The organism is Arthrobacter sp. Soil_N43, from assembly GCF_057655195.1.
In genome coordinates this window covers 76,081-91,717 of the sequence record NZ_JBDGML010000106.1, presented here as the reverse complement: position 1 = coordinate 91,717, position 15,637 = coordinate 76,081, and the positions used below count along the sequence as shown (strand labels likewise).

Below are 15,637 nucleotides of genomic sequence, written 5' to 3'. Positions count from 1 at the left end.
CGCTGCTACAGCTTGGCGTTCCTACAGCTTGTCGAAGTCAGCCTCGTCGACGGTGGAACCAATGGCTGCCGATCCGGAACCTGCCGTACCCCCGGCACCGATGGCCGGCTTGGCCCCGCCGGACTTCAGCGCGGCAAGGCGGGCCTCAATCTCGGTCTGCTCGCCAAGGTCTTCAAGCTGGTTGAACTGCGCGTCGAGACTGGACGCGGCTAGCTCCTGCTGGCCGAGCACCTTTGCCTCCTCGCGGCGGATCTTTTCCTCAAAGCGGCCCACCTCGCTGGTGGGATCCATGATGTCAATGCTCTTGAGGGCGTCGTGAACCTGCGTCTGGGCGGCTGCGGTCTTCGAGCGGGCCACCAGCTCATTGCGCTTGCTCGTAAGCTGGTTCAGCTTGCCCTTCATCTGGTCCAGGCCGGTCTTGAGACGTTCCACAACGTCCGTCTGCGATGCGATGCTGGGCTCGGCGGCCTTGGCCTCGTTTTCAGATGCGATCTGCCGCTGCAGTGCCACCTTGGCCAGGTTGTCGAATTTCTGGGCGTCGACCATGTCGCCGGCGCTGCGGTACTCGTCGGCCTTCCGCGAAGCCGCCAAGGCCTTGTTGCCCCAGTCCTGGGCGTTCTTCACGTCCTCGTTATAATCGGCCTGCAGCATCCGAAGGTTACCGATGGTCTGCGCCACTGCCGACTCCGCCTCGGCGATGTTGTTGGAATAGTCCCGCACCATCTGGTCGAGCATCTTCTGCGGGTCCTCGGCCTGATCGAGCAAGGAGTTGATGTTCGCCTTTGCGAGCTGCGCCATGCGGCCAAAAATGGACTGCTTAACCATGGTGATACCTTTCGTCCTGCTCAGTTTTCCCACTGAATCCGGTGATCAGTTGATGTACCGCTTTTACCCGCCGGCCGGAAGATCCGGCCGGCGTCGTCTTTGTTCTGGCTAGAAGTCCCCGCCTCCGCCGAAGTCGCCGCCCCAGTCTCCACCGCCGGAATCTCCGCCGCCAAAGCCGCCGGAATCACCGCCCCAGCCTCCGCCGTCGCTGTGGCCGCCGCCCCAGCCGCCGCCGCTTCCGCCGTTCAGGATGGAGTTGATCAGGATGCCGCCCAGAATTGCGCCGCCGAGGCCTCCGCCTCCGCCGCCTCCGAACATGCCGCCGCGGCCGTACCCCTGGTTGGCGTAACCGCCAAAGTTGTCGACGTCGGACTGGGCGAGCTGCGCCGCCTGCGCAGCCAGCGCGTGGGCCTGCTGGGCATAGGTCAGTGCCGTGACGGGGTCATTGCGTGAGATGGACAGCGCGTAGTCGAGGTTGCGCTGCGCTTCGGCGAGGCGTGTCCTGGCTTCCGTTCCCACGCCGCCCCGCCTGGCGGTGATGTAGTCCGAGGTGGCGCTGATCTGTGCCTGCGCGGACATGATGGTCTGCTGCAGTGAGGCCTGCGCACGGCGGGACTGCTCCTGCTGGTCACGGATGCCGCTCAGCGAACGGTCCAGCGACTGGTGGGCAGTTTCCACCCGTTCGAGGGTGGCGATCGGGTCAATCCGGCCACCCTGGATCTCGGCTTTCACCTGGGCGAGGGCGGCCTCGACGCCGGCCACGGGCCCGGCGAGCTCCGGGTGGGCGCCGGACTGGATGATGGCCTTTGCCTGGGCCAGGTCCTGGGAGGTGTCCACGACGGCCGCCTCGAGTCCCTGCCGGGCCTCGTCCAGGCTGCCGGACACCTTCGAAATGGCGTCCAGGAGCACGTTGGTCTGGTGCAGGCTCTCCTCAGCGGCGCGGACCGCGACTGCGGCCAGGCTTCCCTCTCCCGCATCCAGCTTCTCGCGCGCGGTGCTGCTTGCGTTCTGCACGAACGCGAGGCGCTCCTTGGCCTGTGTGATGTTGTCCGCAACCTGGACGAGTGCGCTCTCGGCGTACTTGCCGCGCAGCTCCGAGAGCGTACGTTCAGCGTTGGTGATCTTTGCGTCGGCAGCGGCCGCACCGGAATCAACGGCGGCCAGCGCCTGCGGCGCGTTCTTTTCGAGCTCACGGAGGGAATCGAAGTCAGCCTTCTGCTCCTGCAGGGAGGCCAGGGCCGCCTCGGACCGGCGGATGATCTCGCCCAGCCAGGTGCGCTGCTGCTCTTCGGTGTCAGGGATGTGGTCGTCCAGCTGCTGCTGCAGCTTGAACGACTCGGACATGTGGCCCTTGGCCTCCTGGAGTGCCTTAGTGAAGTTTCCGACGGCGGCCTCGCCGTACTGCGCCTCGGCGAAGCCCAGTTCCTGCTCACTCGACTTGATGGCGTCGTCGGCTTCGATGAGGAGCGAACCGCTCTTGCGGCGGAGTTCCTCAACACTCATCGAGGCAAGGGGATCGAGTTCGGCGCCCTGCGGACCGTAGCTCCCGCTGGAGGCCAGGGCGGCCTTCTTGCGACGGTTGCGGAGGTAAAGATACGTTCCCGCTCCACCGGCGGCCACCACGCCCACACCAACGAGCACCGCTGTGCCCGCACCATCGCCAGACGGAACGTTTCCGCTTCCGCCGCCGGCGGCGTCGCCAACGGCGGCCGCCGTGTCGATGGCGGCCTGGGCATAGTCACCGTTGCGGAGCTGGGGATCAACTGCGCTCTTGATGATGGACTCGCGCTGGGCGTTGGTGATCTTGCTGTTGGACGGCTTGCTGAGCTGGTACTGCCGGGTATCCGTCGCGACGGCCAGCAGCATGGCGTTCGGGCCCAGGCTTGCCCTCTTGGCAACATCGGCGGCCCATGCCACCCGGTCCGACGGGTTCTCGAATTTCTTGACGTACACGACATGCAGCGTCATGGCGTGGTCGGTGCCGAGCTTCTTGATGGCCGTTTCGACGTCGGCTTTCTTGCCGCCGAGTACACCGGCGGTATCGACAATCTTCGTGACAGGATCGAGTGTGACCGGATTCTCGGCCCAGGCTGCTGTGGCAGGAAGCGCCAGCATTCCAGTCAGGCCGATCACGGCGAATACACGTTTCAACATTGACCGCATGGCAACCCTTCAGCACGCCCGCGGCTGGTTCAGGATGAATCAGCCGTCTCAGAATGCAGCAGCGCCCCCACGCCGGGTGTAAAGCCGCAGGTCGCTGTGGCAATTCTTCTTGATTCTATGGTGCACCAAGGGGGCCGTCCACGGCCGGGAATATGCCACCAGCGAAAAGCGCTGCCACCCTTGAGCGGACCGCCACATCGCGGGGCCGAGCGCGTTCAGGAAGCTCCCAGCAAACGTCCGCCCTAGTTTCAGTCGCATCGTCCATAGTTAATACAGACGAGGATGAAAGGAAATCCAATGACTGAGAACCCAGTACCGGGGTCAGCTCCCGAGAACCGAGATCCTGCAGGGCGGCCCGCTGATCCAACGGCTCGGCCGGCGCGCCCGGAGGGTCTCCAGCGGGGGGAAAACCAGCCGGACGGCGGAACGGCGAGCGAAACCGAGCATGTGCCGGCCCAAGACCTGCCGGCCCACGAGCCGGGCGCCCAACAGCAGGGCACCCAACAGCAGTCCGCCCCAGCCTCACACGGCCAGGAAAACCCCACCCTGCGCCTGGACCGCCCGGAGGATGCGGAGGGTGCGGGGGATACGCCGGGCAGCAACGGGCAGCACGAGCCCCGCAACGGAGAGCGTCCCGTATACCCCCAGCATGCTCCGTTCTACGGCCAGCACTCCGGGCCTGCCACCCAGCAGTTCGCCGCCGCGCCGCAGCATTCACCGCAGCACGCCGGTGACCACAGCCACCAGCCCGCGCACGCCCAGCACGCCGTCCACCCTGCATTCCAGGACAACCGGGCCAACGCGCCCAAGCGCAAGGCCACCTTCGGCGTCGGCACCCTGGTTGCCAGCATCCTCGCAGCCGGCCTCGTGGGCGGCGGTGTGGCAACGGTGGGGTCCGGGAACTTGTTCGACGGCGGGACCGCGCCGACAGTCAGCACGGGAGGCCAGCCCGAAACCGTCATCATCAACAACAAGGATGACGTCAACGCCATCACGGCGGCCGCAACCAAGGCATCGCCGAGCGTTGTCACCATCAAGGCCACCAGCGGCAGCGACGGCGGCACCGGCTCCGGCGTCATCATCAACGACCAGGGTCACATCCTGACGAACACGCACGTGGTAACGCTGGACGGCACGGTCGCCAATGCGGACATTGAAATTCGCACCAACGACGGCCGGGTGCTGTCCGCGAAACTCGTTGGAACTGATCCCCTGTCCGACCTCGCCATCATCAAGGTGGACAATCCCTCAGGACTCACCCCTGCCACCCTCGGCGATTCGAGCAAGCTGAATGTCGGCGACACCGCGGTGGCCATCGGCTCGCCGCTGGGCCTCAACGGCACAGTCACCGACGGAATCGTCTCCACCCTGAACAGGACCATCAGCGTGGCTTCCTCGGCAGCGCCCAAGGGCGGCCAGGACAACTCCCAGGGCGGTGACCAGGGCTTCGAGTTCGCTCCCCCCGGACAGGGACAGGGCCAGAGCTCAGCGAACAAGGGCTCCATCGCCATCAACGTCATCCAGACGGATGCGGCCATCAACCCGGGCAACTCCGGCGGTGCACTGGTGAACAGCAAGGGCGAGATCATCGGCGTCAATGTCGCCATCGCGTCGGCCGGCGGCAGCTCGGCGGCGACCGGGACGGGCAACATCGGAGTCGGTTTCAGCATCCCGATCAACCACGCCAAGCGCGTCGCCCAAGAAATTATCGACAACGGCAAGGCCACGCACGGCCAGCTCGGAGTCAGCGTCAAGGAGAAGTCCTCCTCGGATTCCACGTCGGGCTTCTCCATCGGGGCGGATGTCGCCACGGTGGAGGCGAATTCCGCGGCCGCCAAGGCAGGGATCAAGGTTGGCGACGTCGTCACGCGTTTCAATGACCTTGCCATCAGTGACCCGAACCAGCTGACCGCAGCAGTCCGGGAGCAGCCGGCAGGTGCCTCCGTGAAGATCACCATCCAGCGCAACGGCCGCGAACAGCAGCTGGATGTGACACTCGGCGCCGCAGCCGAACAGTAGGCAACCCCAAGCAGAACCTCAGCCAGGCAGCACACACGACGGCGGGACGCACCGGAAGGTGGGTCCCGCCGTCGTCGGTTGCCGAGAAACCGGGGCTGCTCTGACACAGGCGTTAACACGGGACGGCGCCGGCACGCCCCTATATGGTTAGCTAGGACCTACCCGTACCCCGGGCGTTCCGCGGCCATGACCTCACCCGGCTGGCTATCCACAAGCATGGAAGGCTGCTGTAAATACAGTGGAAGAGACATTGAAGATCATCGTCCTGGTCAAGCATGTGCCGGACGCCCAGTTTGACCGGCACCTCAGCGGCGAGGGCCACACGACAGACCGCGACGAGAGCATCCTGTCCGAGCTGGATGAGTACGCCCTGGAGGCCGCGCTGCAGCTGATCGAGGCGCGCGGCGGCAGCAAGGCAGGCAATAAGGTCATCGCCCTCAGCATGGGCCCGGCCGGGGCCGTGAACGCCATCAAGAAGTCCCTGCAGATCGGAGCCACCGAGGGCGTTCATCTCACGGATGACGCCCTGACCGGTTCAGACGCCGCCGCCACGTCCCTGGCGCTCGCGGCCGCGGTCCGGCACCTGGGCGGCGACGGCCCGGTGGACCTCGTCCTCACCGGCATGGCGTCCACCGACGGCGAAACGTCCCTCGTGCCGGCCCAGCTCGCCGAGCGCCTGGGGCTTCCCCAAGTGACGTTCGCTTCCTCACTGGAGGTCGACGGCGGAAGGGTCACCGCACGCCGTGACGCGGACACCCACTCCGAGACCGTCGAGGCCTCCCTGCCCGCAGTGGTATCGGTCACGGACCAGATCAACGAACCCCGCTACCCCAACTTCAAGGGCATCATCGCTGCCAAGCGCAAGAGCATCACCACGCTTTCGCTGGCTGACATCGGGGTCGACCCCTCCCAGGTGGGCCACGCCGGGTCCTGGACCACGGTGACGTCGGCCGAGGAGCGCCCGCCCCGCACGGCAGGCACCATCATCACGGACGAAGGCGACGCCGGCATCAAGCTGGTGGACTTCCTGGCCGCCCAGAAGCTGCTCTAAGAGGGATCACAACACATGGCAAACGTACTCGTATTCATTGACAACCCCGGCCAGGTCCTCAAGAAGAGCAGCCTGGAACTCCTGACCATCGCCCGCTCCCTCGGGGAGACTGCCGTCGCAGTCAACGGCGAACTGCACGACGACGCCGCCGCCACCCTGGGTGCCTACGGAGCCGCCGCCGTCTACCACCCGTCCGCCGACGACCTGGATGACTACCTGGTGGCCGCCAAGTCGGCCTTCGTGGCGGCCGCAGTGGACAAGTCCGGCGCCACGTCGGTGCTGCTGGACAACTCGCCCGAGGGCAAGGAAATCGCGGCCCGGCTCGGGATCCGCCTGAGCGCCGGCGTGATCACCGACGTCGTCGCAATTGACGCCGACGGCACCGCCCACAAGTCGGTGCTGGCAGGGTCCTACGCCACCGCGGCGAAGGCCACCACGCCCGTCAGTGTGTTCTCGGTCAAGGCCAACAGCGTGAATCCAGAACCTGCCGCAGCGCCGGCCACGCCCGAAACCGTGACGGTGGACGTTCCCGCCGATGCGGCCGCCACGGCTGCCCGGATCACCGCCCGCGAGCAGAAGGTCGCGAGCGGACGCCCCGACCTCACGGACGCCCGGATCGTGGTGGCGGGCGGCCGCGGCCTGGACGGGGACTTCACCCCGGTCGAGGAACTGGCGGACGCCCTCGGTGCAGCGGTGGGGGCCTCCCGCGCCGCCACCGATGCCGGCTGGATCAGCCACGACGCCCAGGTCGGACAGACCGGCAAGGTTGTCTCCCCGCAGCTCTACATCTCAGCAGGGATCTCCGGCGCCATCCAGCAGAAGGCCGGCATGCAGACGGCCAAGGTCATCGTGGCCGTGAACAAGGACGCCGAATCTCCGGTGTTCGAAATTGCGGACTTCGGCATCGTCGGCGACCTCTTCAAAGTACTCCCGCAGGCCACTGCAGAAATCAAGAAGCGCAAGGGCTGATTCCTTGACCGCCCACGCTCCAGCGCAGAGCCCGTTCAACCCGGACAAGCACCGGGTTGAGCGGGTGCTCTGTTTCGCGGCCCACCCTGACGACATCGACTTTGGTGCGGCCGGCACCGTCGCCGCCTGGACCGCCGCCGGCGTCGAGGTCAGTTACTGCATCATGACCGACGGCGATGCGGGCGGGTTCGATCCTGCCCACCGGGAAGAAATCATTGCCCTGCGGGCCGCCGAGCAGGAGCGCGCGGCAGCACTTGTCGGGGTCACCGACATCCACTACCTCCACGAACGGGACGGGTTCCTCGAACCAAACCATCTCGTGATGTGGGGAGTGGTGAAGCTGATCCGCGAACTCCGTCCCGACGTCGTGCTGACCTTGCATCCCGCACGAAACTGGAACCGCATCCAGAAGAGCCACCCCGACCACCTTGCCGTGGGCGAGGCTGTCACGCGGGCCATCTATCCCGCCGTCGAAAACCCCTACGCCTATCCTGAGCTCGCCGAGTCCGGGCTGCAGGCGTACAAGGTTCCCTGGCTGTGGCTGTTTGCCGGGCCGGAGGAGCGGGAAAACCATTTCGTCGATGTCACAGAGCACGTGGAGAGCAAGCTGGCGGCGCTGCACGTCCACGTCAGCCAGCATCCCGATGCCGCAGCCATGGAGAACACGGTGCGGAACGGCATGGTGCTCAATGCACAGCGGGCCGGCCTGCCCGAAGGGCGCAGCGCCGAGGCCTTCCATGTCGTCGCCGTCAACGGCCCGGGAACGATCGCCGGGTTCTAGGCTAAAGCGTCACAACAGGCGCCTGCCCAGGCTGCGCGCCGCTCACGCACCGCTCAGGCACTGAGCGGCGCCGCAGCGACCGTGGCGGATGTCGGGGCAGAAGAGCCGCCGGCAGGTTCCACGGTGATGCCAAGCGAGGCAGCGGAACTGATGCCCTTGACAACGGCAGGCTTGGACAGCGCCTCCGCATCCATCAGTCCTTGGGAGACCGGAGTGGATCCGTCCTTGGGAATCAGCCACATCTGGTAGACCTTGCCCGGGGGAGGGGCCGGCACGTCCTTCATGCGCACCACCAAGGCGTCCTTCGACGGCGATATGGAGACTGTGGCCGTGCCGCCGCCGCTGACGTCGACGGTCGCCTGGCGCACGTCCTGCGCCTGGAGGACCTGTGTCAGGGGATCATTCTGGTTGGCCATGTACGCGCCGACGCCCACGCCGCCCAGGGCGATGACGGCGGCGGCAGCAACGCCGATGAGCCAGTTCCGCATGCCGGAGGGCCGGCGTCGGACGTCGCGGCGTTCCCGGGCGGCAGCAAGATCATCCGCCGCGGGCGGCTGCGCCGCCGGTGCCCCATGATGCTCCGCGGCAGGGTTCACCGGAAGCTGGGCCACGATTCGCCCGAACAGGTCCGCCGGAGGTTCCTCCTCGGCGGTAAACGCCACGGCCAGTGTTTCCCTGGCCTGGCGGACGCGTTCGTTGAACGATTCCCGCTCCGCCTCCGGAGCGGTTTTAACGTACTCGTCGATGGCTCTCCGCTCCGCGTCGCTGACGGCGTCCAAGGCGTAAACCTCGGCAAGTTCCACAGCGCGCCCGGCGGTCAGGTCAGTGGAAATGTCGGCAGCGAACGCCCGCGGCAGCCGGCGGCCGTTTGGATCGTGCGATTCGGTCATTTCAACTCACCCCCAAGCAATTCTTCAGTCGGATCAGTCCGTCGCGGATGCGGGACTTGATGGTAGGTATGGCGGCGCCGAGTTTTTCGGCGACTTCCCGGTAAGTCAGTCCGCCGTAGTAGGCCAGCCGCACCGACTCCTGCTGTGTCTCGGTAAGCGTTCCCAGGCACCGCACCACGGCGTCGGCTTCCATCCGGCTATCCACTTCATCAGCCACGGAGTCATGGTCGATGTCCTGGTTGCCGGCACCGTACCTGGCCTCTCGGTCATTGGAAGACTGCGATGATCTCACCTTGTCCACGGCACGGCGGTGGGAGATGGTCATGAGCCATGCCAGTGGGCTTCCGCTGGCGGCGTCGAACTTGGCGGCATTCTGCCAGACCTGCAGGAAAACCTCCTGCGTGGCGTCTTCGCTGAGCTCCGGATCAATCAGGACGCGCCTGGCCATGCCGTACACCCGGCGTGAGGTCAGGCTGTAGAACTCGGCGAAGGCAGGCTGGTCACCGTTGGCGATGCGCTCCAGCAATGCAGCCAGCTGGCGGTTAAGGTCGACGGCGGTGCCCGGCGGCGCTGGGGCGTCAAAGTTCGGCGCGTTGGGAGTTTCCATCACTGTCAAGCATAGGTCGCCCGACGGCCCCTGCGCGCCTCTCGTGGAGACGGCAGCACTGTTTCGGGCAAAACCGGATGGTGGCCTGCCCGCACGCACTGTTCTCACCTGCCGCACCTCATCCCCGGGATTTGACCTCAGCAGTGATTCGGTGCGGGCTGCGCATCGGATGGGTGCTCCCATGCGTGAACATGAACTGCCGGCCCGATCAGGCCGGGCCCGTTCAGCCTGGTCCTGTCAACCTGGTCCTGTCAGACCTGGGCGCCGGCGAAACCCTGCTGGCGCCACGCCTCGTACACCGCGATGGATGCCGCGTTGGCCAGGTTCAAGGAGCGCAGGGAGGGCAGCATCGGTAGCCGCACCCTCGAGGTCACGTGGGGATCGTTCTTCACATCCTCCGGCAGGCCCACCGATTCCGGGCCGAACAGCAGGACGTCGCCCGGCCGGTAGGCGATGTCCGTGTAAGACTTTTCGCCGTCGGAAGTGAAGGCAAAGACCCGGTCCGGCTGCAGGGCTTTCCATGCAGACTCGAGGTCCGGATGGACGGTCACGACGGCAAGATCGTGGTAGTCGAGCCCCGCCCGGCGCAGCTTGGCATCCGAGAAATCGAAGCCCAGCGGCTCAACGAGGTGGAGTTCGGCGCCGGTAATGGCGGCAAGCCGTATTGCGTTGCCGGTATTGCCCGGGATTTCAGGGGTGTGGAAGAGGATGCGGAACACCGTTCCATCCTAGTGCCGGCTCAGTGCATCCCCCTCAGCAGCCTGGCCAGCACCGGGACATTGACAGTGTTGGGGGCCGGACCCGCAGCGAGGAACTGCTTCAGCCCCCTGGCAAGTCCTGCCGCGTTGACCACCTGCACCACGTCCGAGGAGGCGCGGGACCGGCGGTGATGGTCAATGACCGGCTCGTGAAGGTTGCCGTCCGGGCTGTGGACCACGGTCCATCCGGTCACGTTCAGTTCGGGGAAGATGTCCTGCATCGCCCAGACCATCTGCGTCAGCTGCGGGGGAGCGATGGACCGGCTGCCGTGCTTCAGGGTGGCACCGTCCCAGGCATAGGCGCCCTTCGGCAGGAGCATGGATCCGATCAGAGCCAGCCGGTAGCCAGACAGCAACGCGTGGTCGATGTGGCTGTTATCCGCCGGGGACTGCAGCCCGTTGATCAGCCGGGCGGCCGGAATGGCCGGAAGAACCTGCCGGCTGATCAGCTGGACAGTGCGCATCTCACGCTGGATCCGGGCCTCGGCCCCGAAGATGCCGCGCTTCCTTGGCATCCCGTGGACCTGCTGGCTGGCTACGTCAAAGGGGATCAGCGGAACGGACCCGGGAAGGTCAAACGGAGGCACGTAGACAGGATCGTCGCCGGAGGTGTTCCGTGGAGTGCCGGGCCGGTGGATTGTCGCAGAGGCATGGCTTCCTGCCGCCGGCGCATCAAAATGGGCCTCGTCCGCGCCTTCCCTGCTCCGGTGCCGGGGACCCGTCGCGTACGAGCGGTCGTAGGCAGCCCTGCGCCGCGGGTCGATCAGGGTTTCATACGCAAGCGTGACCTGCCGGAAGGCGGCGGCGTCACCGCCGTGGTCCGGATGCGAGACCCGTGCCGCCCTGCGGTAGGCAACCTTGATCTCCTTGTCCGTTGCGGTCACGGGGACGCGGAGTACCTCGTAGTGGGAGCTGTTTCCCTCGGTCAAGCAGGGTCCTTCGGTTGAGTGTTGCCGGCGCACACGCCGCCGGGTCTGCCAAGCATATCGGGCGGCAATGCCCGACTAGTCAGACAACGTCCGTGCCTGTCTCCCTGGTTCCCTGCCGGCCAGGAAGGGGCGGCCACCGCGGTCTAGACTCTTCGAAGGAACGTGGCGGCCGGGCTTCTGCCGGATGCCAGTCGCATAGCTAAATTTGTGAGGTGGAGATGGCCGGGGTAGGCGAACTGGGCCGGACCGGCCAGGCAGGCAGGCGGGACGGGCGGACGGGACTGGCGCGTTCCACCCGGGTAGTGCTGGCCGCCGTCGCCGCCGCAGTGCTGGGCGGCTGCAGCGTGGGCGTCCCTGATCCCAGTGTCCGGCAAACTACGCCGGCCACCCCGCAGCCGGCTGCTCCCACCGTCACCCCCGGTCACGACGCCGGCGCCGTCGCCGCGCGCAGCATGCCGTTTTCCGCCGGGGCCACGTTGGCGCGCGGTGTTCCGGTGCAGGTGTCCGAAGGCCTGGCGGAGGCACCGGGGTGGCGGAGTGCCGGGACCTCCGCCGGAGGCGCCAGGGAATACCGGAATTCCGAGGGCTGCCTGGCCGCGGCCAAGGTCCGGACTAACCAGTGGCCACTCGTGGCAGGCAATGACCGGGAATCGACGGAAAGGCTTTTCGCCTATCTCGATCCCACGATCCTGCCGAAGTACCTGAAACCGGCGAGCCTCCGCTGGGGCGGGGAGCCGGGCAAGCCGGGACCGACCGTTGATGTCCTGGTTTTTGAGCGTGCGGCCCTGCCCAAGGGCAAGGCCGCCATGCTCGCCAGGGTCTTCGGGCAGGCGGGTTCATCCGTCTTCGTGACGGTTGCCTGCCCATCGGCGTCTGCCCTTGCCGCCGCGAGGGAAGACGTTGGACGCTGGCTGGCCGTCGTGCCTCCTGCGGAGTAGGTGCGCGGCCAACCCCCTGCTTCGCTACTTTCCAGCGGCTGTGGCGAGCCGGTTCAGGGCGACTGCGCCCACGAAGAGGCCAAAGTCGCGAAGGGCAACGTCATAAAAGTTGCCCAGGATGAGCAGGTTCACGATGATCCCCACCAGCCAGGCTGCCACCACCAGCGAGCCGATCCGTGGACGGACGGCAACCAGGATTCCCGCAAGGACTTCAATGACCCCCACCGCATACATGAAGGTCTGCGCCGACACCGGGATCACCGACGTGGCCACCGGAGCAAGGTACGTTGTCCAGTCGGTGAGGAGATTGGCGAATTTGTCGAGGCCAAAGAGGATGGGGGCTACCGTGAAGACGGTTCGCAACAGCAGGAACGCCTGCCGGGACGGCTCCAGCGCCACGGCTTGGCTACCCGCGTTTCCGGTCAATGCTGAGGTTTTCATGACACACGCTCCTTCTAAAAGTAGGTAGTTTGATTTTAGATGTCTGCAGACTATTTAGCAATGAATCTTGTTTTTAGAGATACGCTGGAGTCATGACCCGTGAACCAGGAACGAAGTTGTCGTGGGCGGAACGGCTGGCTGCACTGGCGTCGCTGGGGGATGCGACCCGGCGGCGCCTTTTTGAATACGTCGCCTCCGCCCAGTCGGCGGTTGGCCGTGACGACGCCGCAGGCGCCCTGGATCTGCCGAGAAGCACGGCATCGTTCCATCTGGACCGGTTGGTGCGGGATGGTCTCCTCGCCGTCGAATTCAGGAAGCTCGGTGGCAAGGCCGGGCCCGGTTCTGGCCGGCCAGCCAAGCTGTACCGTCCCGCTCTTGAGGAAGTGGGGGCGTCCGTCCCGGACCGGAGCTACGATCTGGCGGGGGAGCTCCTGGCATCGGCGATCGAGTCCTCGATGTCAGGCCGATGTCCCGTCGGCGAGGCGCTCGTTGCCACGGCCTACGCCCGCGGGCAGGCTGCCGCAGGCGGAGGAACCTCGCTGGAGCAGCTGCTGACACGCGTCGGCTACCGTCCCGCTCCCGATGGGCAGGGAGGCATGGTCCTCTTGAACTGTCCGTTCCACCGGCTGGCGGAGGGCCACACGGACGTCGTGTGCACCATGAACGGCGCTTTCCTCAGCGGTGCCGCGTCCGCCTGCGGAGTGCCGGAAGAGAAGGTGGAGGAGGACCGGTCCACCGGACGCTGTTGCGCCAGGATCAGGCCCTAGCCAGGGCTTTGTAGAATTAACCCGTGCCTGCTTACCTGGATCATGCCGCCACCACGCCCATAGCCGCCGAGGCGTTGGCCGCGCTGACCCGCGAGTTGGCCAGGACCGGAAACCCGTCATCGCTGCACGGCGCCGGACGGCGGGCGCGCCGCTCCGTCGAAGATGCCCGGGAAACCATAGCCGCGGCCGCAGGCGCGCACCCGTCGGAAGTTATCTTCACCTCGGGCGGAACCGAGGCCGACAACCTTGCGGTCAAGGGACTTTACTGGTCAAGGCGCAGCGAAGACCCGGGGCGGCGCCGGATCCTCTGCTCCGCCGTCGAGCATCACGCCGTCATGGACACGGTGGAGTGGCTGCAGCGGCATGAAGGTGCCGACGTCACCTGGTTGCCCGTGGACTCGAACGGGGTGCTGGACCTCGGCGTCCTCGAAGCCGAACTTCTCCGCGATCCGCAGTCAATCGCCCTGGTGACGGTCATGTGGGCAAACAATGAGGTGGGCACCATCCAGCCGGTGCGGCGCATCGTCGAGCTGTCCCACGCCGCAGGCGTGCCCGTCCACTCCGACGCGGTTCAGGCATTCGGTTCCATTCCGGTGGACTTCAAGGATTCCGGCCTGGACGCCATGTCCATCTCCGGCCACAAGATCGGCGGGCCGGTGGGTGTGGGGGCCCTGCTGCTGGGACGTGCGGTGAAGCTCACGCCGGTCCAGCATGGCGGCGGCCAGGAGCGGGACGTCCGCTCCGGCACCCTGGATACAGCGTCCATCGCGGCATTTGCCGCCGCCGCCCAGACGGCGGCGAAGAACCTGGCCGCGGAGTCGGCCCGGATCTCCGGCCTGAGGGACCGGCTGATCGCAGGCGTTCACGACGCCGTCCCTTCGGCTGTCCTGCGTGGAGCACCCGGGCCCGGCAGGCTGCCCGGAAACGCACACTTCACCTTCCCCGGCTGCGAAGGCGATTCGTTGCTCTTCCTCCTGGACCTTGCCGGCGTCGAATCATCCACCGGCTCGGCTTGCACCGCGGGTGTGCCCCGCCCGTCCCATGTACTGCTTGCCATGGGACTGGACGAAGAAACGGCCCGCGGAGCCCAGCGCTTTACGCTCGGCCATCCCTCGACCGACGCGGACGTCGACGCACTCCTGGCGGCCCTGCCCGATGCGTATGCCCGGGCCAGGCAGGCCGGAATGGCGGGTCACGAGTCGTCCATCCAGACGGCCGGAACCGTGGCGCGTCAGGATTCCGGCATCAGCTGATCAAACGGCACCGCCGGATCGGACAGCGCTGCGGCGGCCACGTCCGAGCGCGCCGAGATGAGGGCTTTAATGGTCTTCTGCGCGCTTGGCTTGCTGGATTTGGGCCAGTTCACGCTCATCCCGGCCACGACCCGTCCCTTCCGCTGCCAGAAGGCGACGAATTCCTTCGCTTCCAGGGACCCGCGGATGACCGGCGCGGCATCTGCCGCGAGCGAGGGAAAGCCGGAGTACTCCATGCTGACGTCATACTGGTCCGTGTAAAAGTACGGGATGGCGTCCAGAACTGCGTCTTGGCCGAGCATGGCTTTGCCCGCCACCTTGCCCCCGTTGAGGGCATTGGCCCAGTGCTCGCTGCGGTAGTGCTCCCCGGTGAACGGGTGCAGGGCGTTCGCAACATCGCCGGCCGCGAAGATGTCCGGTGCGCTCGTCCTCAGCGAGGCATCCGTGAGGATCCCGTTCCGGAGCTCCAGCCCGGCCGCGCCGGCCAAGGCAGTGTCCGGCACCACGCCGACGGCGATGACGACGATGTCCGCCGGCAGCCGCTCGCCCGAGTCGGTGAGCACTCCCGTGACTTTGCCCGCGTGGCCGGTGATTTCGCGTGCCGAGTCGGGCAGCAGGAACCGCACGCCGTTGCCCTCATGCAGAGTCCGGAAGAACCGGCCCAGGTCAGGCCCGATGGCTCCACCGAGCGGTACCTCCTCCAACCCCAAGAGGGTGACGTGGTTGCCGTAGCTGCTCGCCGCGGCCGCCAGCTCCATGCCAATCCAGCCGGAGCCGATCATGACAACGTTGCGGCCGCCGTCCGAGAGCTGCTCCCGCAGGTACTGGCTGTCATCGAGCGTCCGGAAAGTGCTGACGCCGTCGAGTCCGCTGCCCGGCAGCTTAAGGGGCCGGGGGAGCGCGCCCGTGGCGAGCAGCAGGGCGCCGTAGCCCTCGGACGTGCCGTCGGCGTACCGGACGGTGTGTCCGGCCGGGTCCACTTCGGTCACCGGAACACCCAGCCGGAGGGTGACGTTGTTCTCCGTGTACCAGTTCTCCGGCACGACCTCCACGGCGTCCTCCCCGGCCTTGCCCAGCAGATACTCCTTGGACAGCGGCGGCCTGATGTAGGGGTGGTGGGACTCCGCTCCGGCGATGATGATGTCGCCGTGGAAACCTTCGGTGCGCAGCGTGCGGGCGGCGGTTGCCCCGGCCAGCCCCGCGCCGGCAATAACGATGTTCTCAGGGGACATTGTCCGCTCGATTC

The 15,637-nt window shown here is 66.6% G+C and carries 15 protein-coding genes; 7 read left to right on the top strand and 8 right to left on the bottom strand.

Going from position 1 to position 15,637, the window contains the following annotated elements:
- Positions 1 to 21: 21 nt before the first annotated feature.
- Together AC3A3W_RS15100 and AC3A3W_RS15095 are read right to left on the bottom strand one after the other, a co-directional pair.
- Positions 22 to 825, bottom strand: coding sequence for a PspA/IM30 family protein (locus AC3A3W_RS15100; protein ID WP_487443837.1), 804 nt, complete (start codon positions 823 to 825; stop codon positions 22 to 24).
- A gap of 108 nt (positions 826 to 933) precedes the next feature.
- Complete coding sequence (locus tag AC3A3W_RS15095; protein ID WP_487443836.1) at positions 934 to 2,988, bottom strand: TPM domain-containing protein; 2,055 nt, start codon at positions 2,986 to 2,988, stop codon at positions 934 to 936.
- A gap of 297 nt (positions 2,989 to 3,285) precedes the next feature.
- Between AC3A3W_RS15095 and AC3A3W_RS15090 the strand changes: the two genes are divergently transcribed.
- The 4 genes from AC3A3W_RS15090 (at position 3,286) to AC3A3W_RS15075 (ending at position 7,808) form a co-directional block, all read left to right on the top strand.
- The gene (locus AC3A3W_RS15090) at positions 3,286 to 5,007 is read left to right on the top strand and encodes a trypsin-like peptidase domain-containing protein (RefSeq protein ID WP_487443835.1); all 1,722 of its coding nucleotides are present in this window, start codon (positions 3,286 to 3,288) and stop codon (positions 5,005 to 5,007) included.
- 250 nt (positions 5,008 to 5,257) lie between these two features.
- Entirely contained in the window at positions 5,258 to 6,058 is an 801-nt protein-coding gene (locus AC3A3W_RS15085) for an electron transfer flavoprotein subunit beta/FixA family protein (RefSeq protein WP_487443879.1), read from the top strand.
- Between the two features lie 15 nt (positions 6,059 to 6,073).
- Positions 6,074 to 7,027, top strand: coding sequence for an electron transfer flavoprotein subunit alpha/FixB family protein (locus tag AC3A3W_RS15080; protein ID WP_487443834.1), 954 nt, complete (start codon positions 6,074 to 6,076; stop codon positions 7,025 to 7,027).
- A gap of 4 nt (positions 7,028 to 7,031) precedes the next feature.
- Positions 7,032 to 7,808, top strand: a complete 777-nt coding sequence (locus tag AC3A3W_RS15075) for a PIG-L deacetylase family protein (RefSeq protein ID WP_487443833.1) — start codon at positions 7,032 to 7,034, stop codon at positions 7,806 to 7,808.
- 53 nt (positions 7,809 to 7,861) lie between these two features.
- Here the strand turns inward: AC3A3W_RS15075 and AC3A3W_RS15070 are convergent, their stop codons facing one another.
- From AC3A3W_RS15070 to AC3A3W_RS15055, 4 genes are all read right to left on the bottom strand, one after another.
- Positions 7,862 to 8,698 (bottom strand): anti-sigma factor, encoded by an 837-nt coding sequence (locus AC3A3W_RS15070; protein WP_487443832.1) that lies wholly within the window; start codon positions 8,696 to 8,698, stop codon positions 7,862 to 7,864.
- A 1-nt stretch (position 8,699) separates the two neighbouring features.
- A complete protein-coding gene (locus AC3A3W_RS15065; RefSeq protein WP_487443831.1) occupies positions 8,700 to 9,305 on the bottom strand; it encodes a sigma-70 family RNA polymerase sigma factor in 606 nt (201 codons plus the stop codon).
- A gap of 251 nt (positions 9,306 to 9,556) precedes the next feature.
- Complete coding sequence (locus AC3A3W_RS15060) at positions 9,557 to 10,024, bottom strand: tRNA (cytidine(34)-2'-O)-methyltransferase (RefSeq protein ID WP_487443830.1); 468 nt, start codon at positions 10,022 to 10,024, stop codon at positions 9,557 to 9,559.
- Positions 10,025 to 10,044: 20 nt separating this feature from the next.
- Positions 10,045 to 10,992 carry a J domain-containing protein gene (locus AC3A3W_RS15055; RefSeq protein ID WP_487443829.1) on the bottom strand — a complete coding sequence of 316 codons (948 nt, stop codon included), beginning with the start codon at positions 10,990 to 10,992 and terminating at the stop codon, positions 10,045 to 10,047.
- Positions 10,993 to 11,210: 218 nt separating this feature from the next.
- On the opposite strand from AC3A3W_RS15055, the gene AC3A3W_RS15050 reads away from it, so the two are divergent.
- Complete coding sequence (locus AC3A3W_RS15050; RefSeq protein ID WP_487443878.1) at positions 11,211 to 11,930, top strand: hypothetical protein; 720 nt, start codon at positions 11,211 to 11,213, stop codon at positions 11,928 to 11,930.
- A 24-nt stretch (positions 11,931 to 11,954) separates the two neighbouring features.
- Here AC3A3W_RS15050 and AC3A3W_RS15045 read toward each other — a convergent pair whose 3' ends face one another.
- Positions 11,955 to 12,371 carry a hypothetical protein gene (locus tag AC3A3W_RS15045; protein ID WP_487443828.1) on the bottom strand — a complete coding sequence of 139 codons (417 nt, stop codon included), beginning with the start codon at positions 12,369 to 12,371 and terminating at the stop codon, positions 11,955 to 11,957.
- Between the two features lie 92 nt (positions 12,372 to 12,463).
- Between AC3A3W_RS15045 and AC3A3W_RS15040 the strand changes: the two genes are divergently transcribed.
- Together AC3A3W_RS15040 and AC3A3W_RS15035 are read left to right on the top strand one after the other, a co-directional pair.
- Positions 12,464 to 13,138: a helix-turn-helix transcriptional regulator gene (locus AC3A3W_RS15040; RefSeq protein ID WP_487443827.1), complete on the top strand. Its 675-nt coding sequence runs from the start codon at positions 12,464 to 12,466 to the stop codon at positions 13,136 to 13,138.
- A 23-nt stretch (positions 13,139 to 13,161) separates the two neighbouring features.
- Positions 13,162 to 14,391 carry a cysteine desulfurase family protein gene (locus tag AC3A3W_RS15035; RefSeq protein ID WP_487443826.1) on the top strand — a complete coding sequence of 410 codons (1,230 nt, stop codon included), beginning with the start codon at positions 13,162 to 13,164 and terminating at the stop codon, positions 14,389 to 14,391.
- On the opposite strand, the gene AC3A3W_RS15030 is transcribed toward AC3A3W_RS15035, so the two are convergent.
- Positions 14,370 to 15,623 (bottom strand): NAD(P)/FAD-dependent oxidoreductase, encoded by a 1,254-nt coding sequence (locus AC3A3W_RS15030; RefSeq protein WP_487443825.1) that lies wholly within the window; start codon positions 15,621 to 15,623, stop codon positions 14,370 to 14,372. The two genes, AC3A3W_RS15035 and AC3A3W_RS15030, sit on opposite strands and share 22 nt — an antisense overlap.
- Between the last annotated feature and the right edge of the window lie 14 nt (positions 15,624 to 15,637).

Coding starts and splice junctions, on each gene's coding strand:
- AC3A3W_RS15100 (WP_487443837.1), bottom strand. CDS start 825: ATGGTTAAGCAGTCCATTTTTGGCCGCATGGCGCAGCTCGCAAAGGCG.
- AC3A3W_RS15030 (WP_487443825.1), bottom strand. CDS start 15,623: ATGTCCCCTGAGAACATCGTTATTGCCGGCGCGGGGCTGGCCGGGGCA.
- AC3A3W_RS15065 (WP_487443831.1), bottom strand. CDS start 9,305: ATGGAAACTCCCAACGCGCCGAACTTTGACGCCCCAGCGCCGCCGGGC.
- AC3A3W_RS15080 (WP_487443834.1), top strand. CDS start 6,074: ATGGCAAACGTACTCGTATTCATTGACAACCCCGGCCAGGTCCTCAAG.
- AC3A3W_RS15050 (WP_487443878.1), top strand. CDS start 11,211: ATGGCCGGGGTAGGCGAACTGGGCCGGACCGGCCAGGCAGGCAGGCGG.
- AC3A3W_RS15040 (WP_487443827.1), top strand. CDS start 12,464: ATGACCCGTGAACCAGGAACGAAGTTGTCGTGGGCGGAACGGCTGGCT.
- AC3A3W_RS15090 (WP_487443835.1), top strand. CDS start 3,286: ATGACTGAGAACCCAGTACCGGGGTCAGCTCCCGAGAACCGAGATCCT.
- AC3A3W_RS15095 (WP_487443836.1), bottom strand. CDS start 2,988: ATGCGGTCAATGTTGAAACGTGTATTCGCCGTGATCGGCCTGACTGGA.
- AC3A3W_RS15070 (WP_487443832.1), bottom strand. CDS start 8,698: ATGACCGAATCGCACGATCCAAACGGCCGCCGGCTGCCGCGGGCGTTC.
- AC3A3W_RS15045 (WP_487443828.1), bottom strand. CDS start 12,371: ATGAAAACCTCAGCATTGACCGGAAACGCGGGTAGCCAAGCCGTGGCG.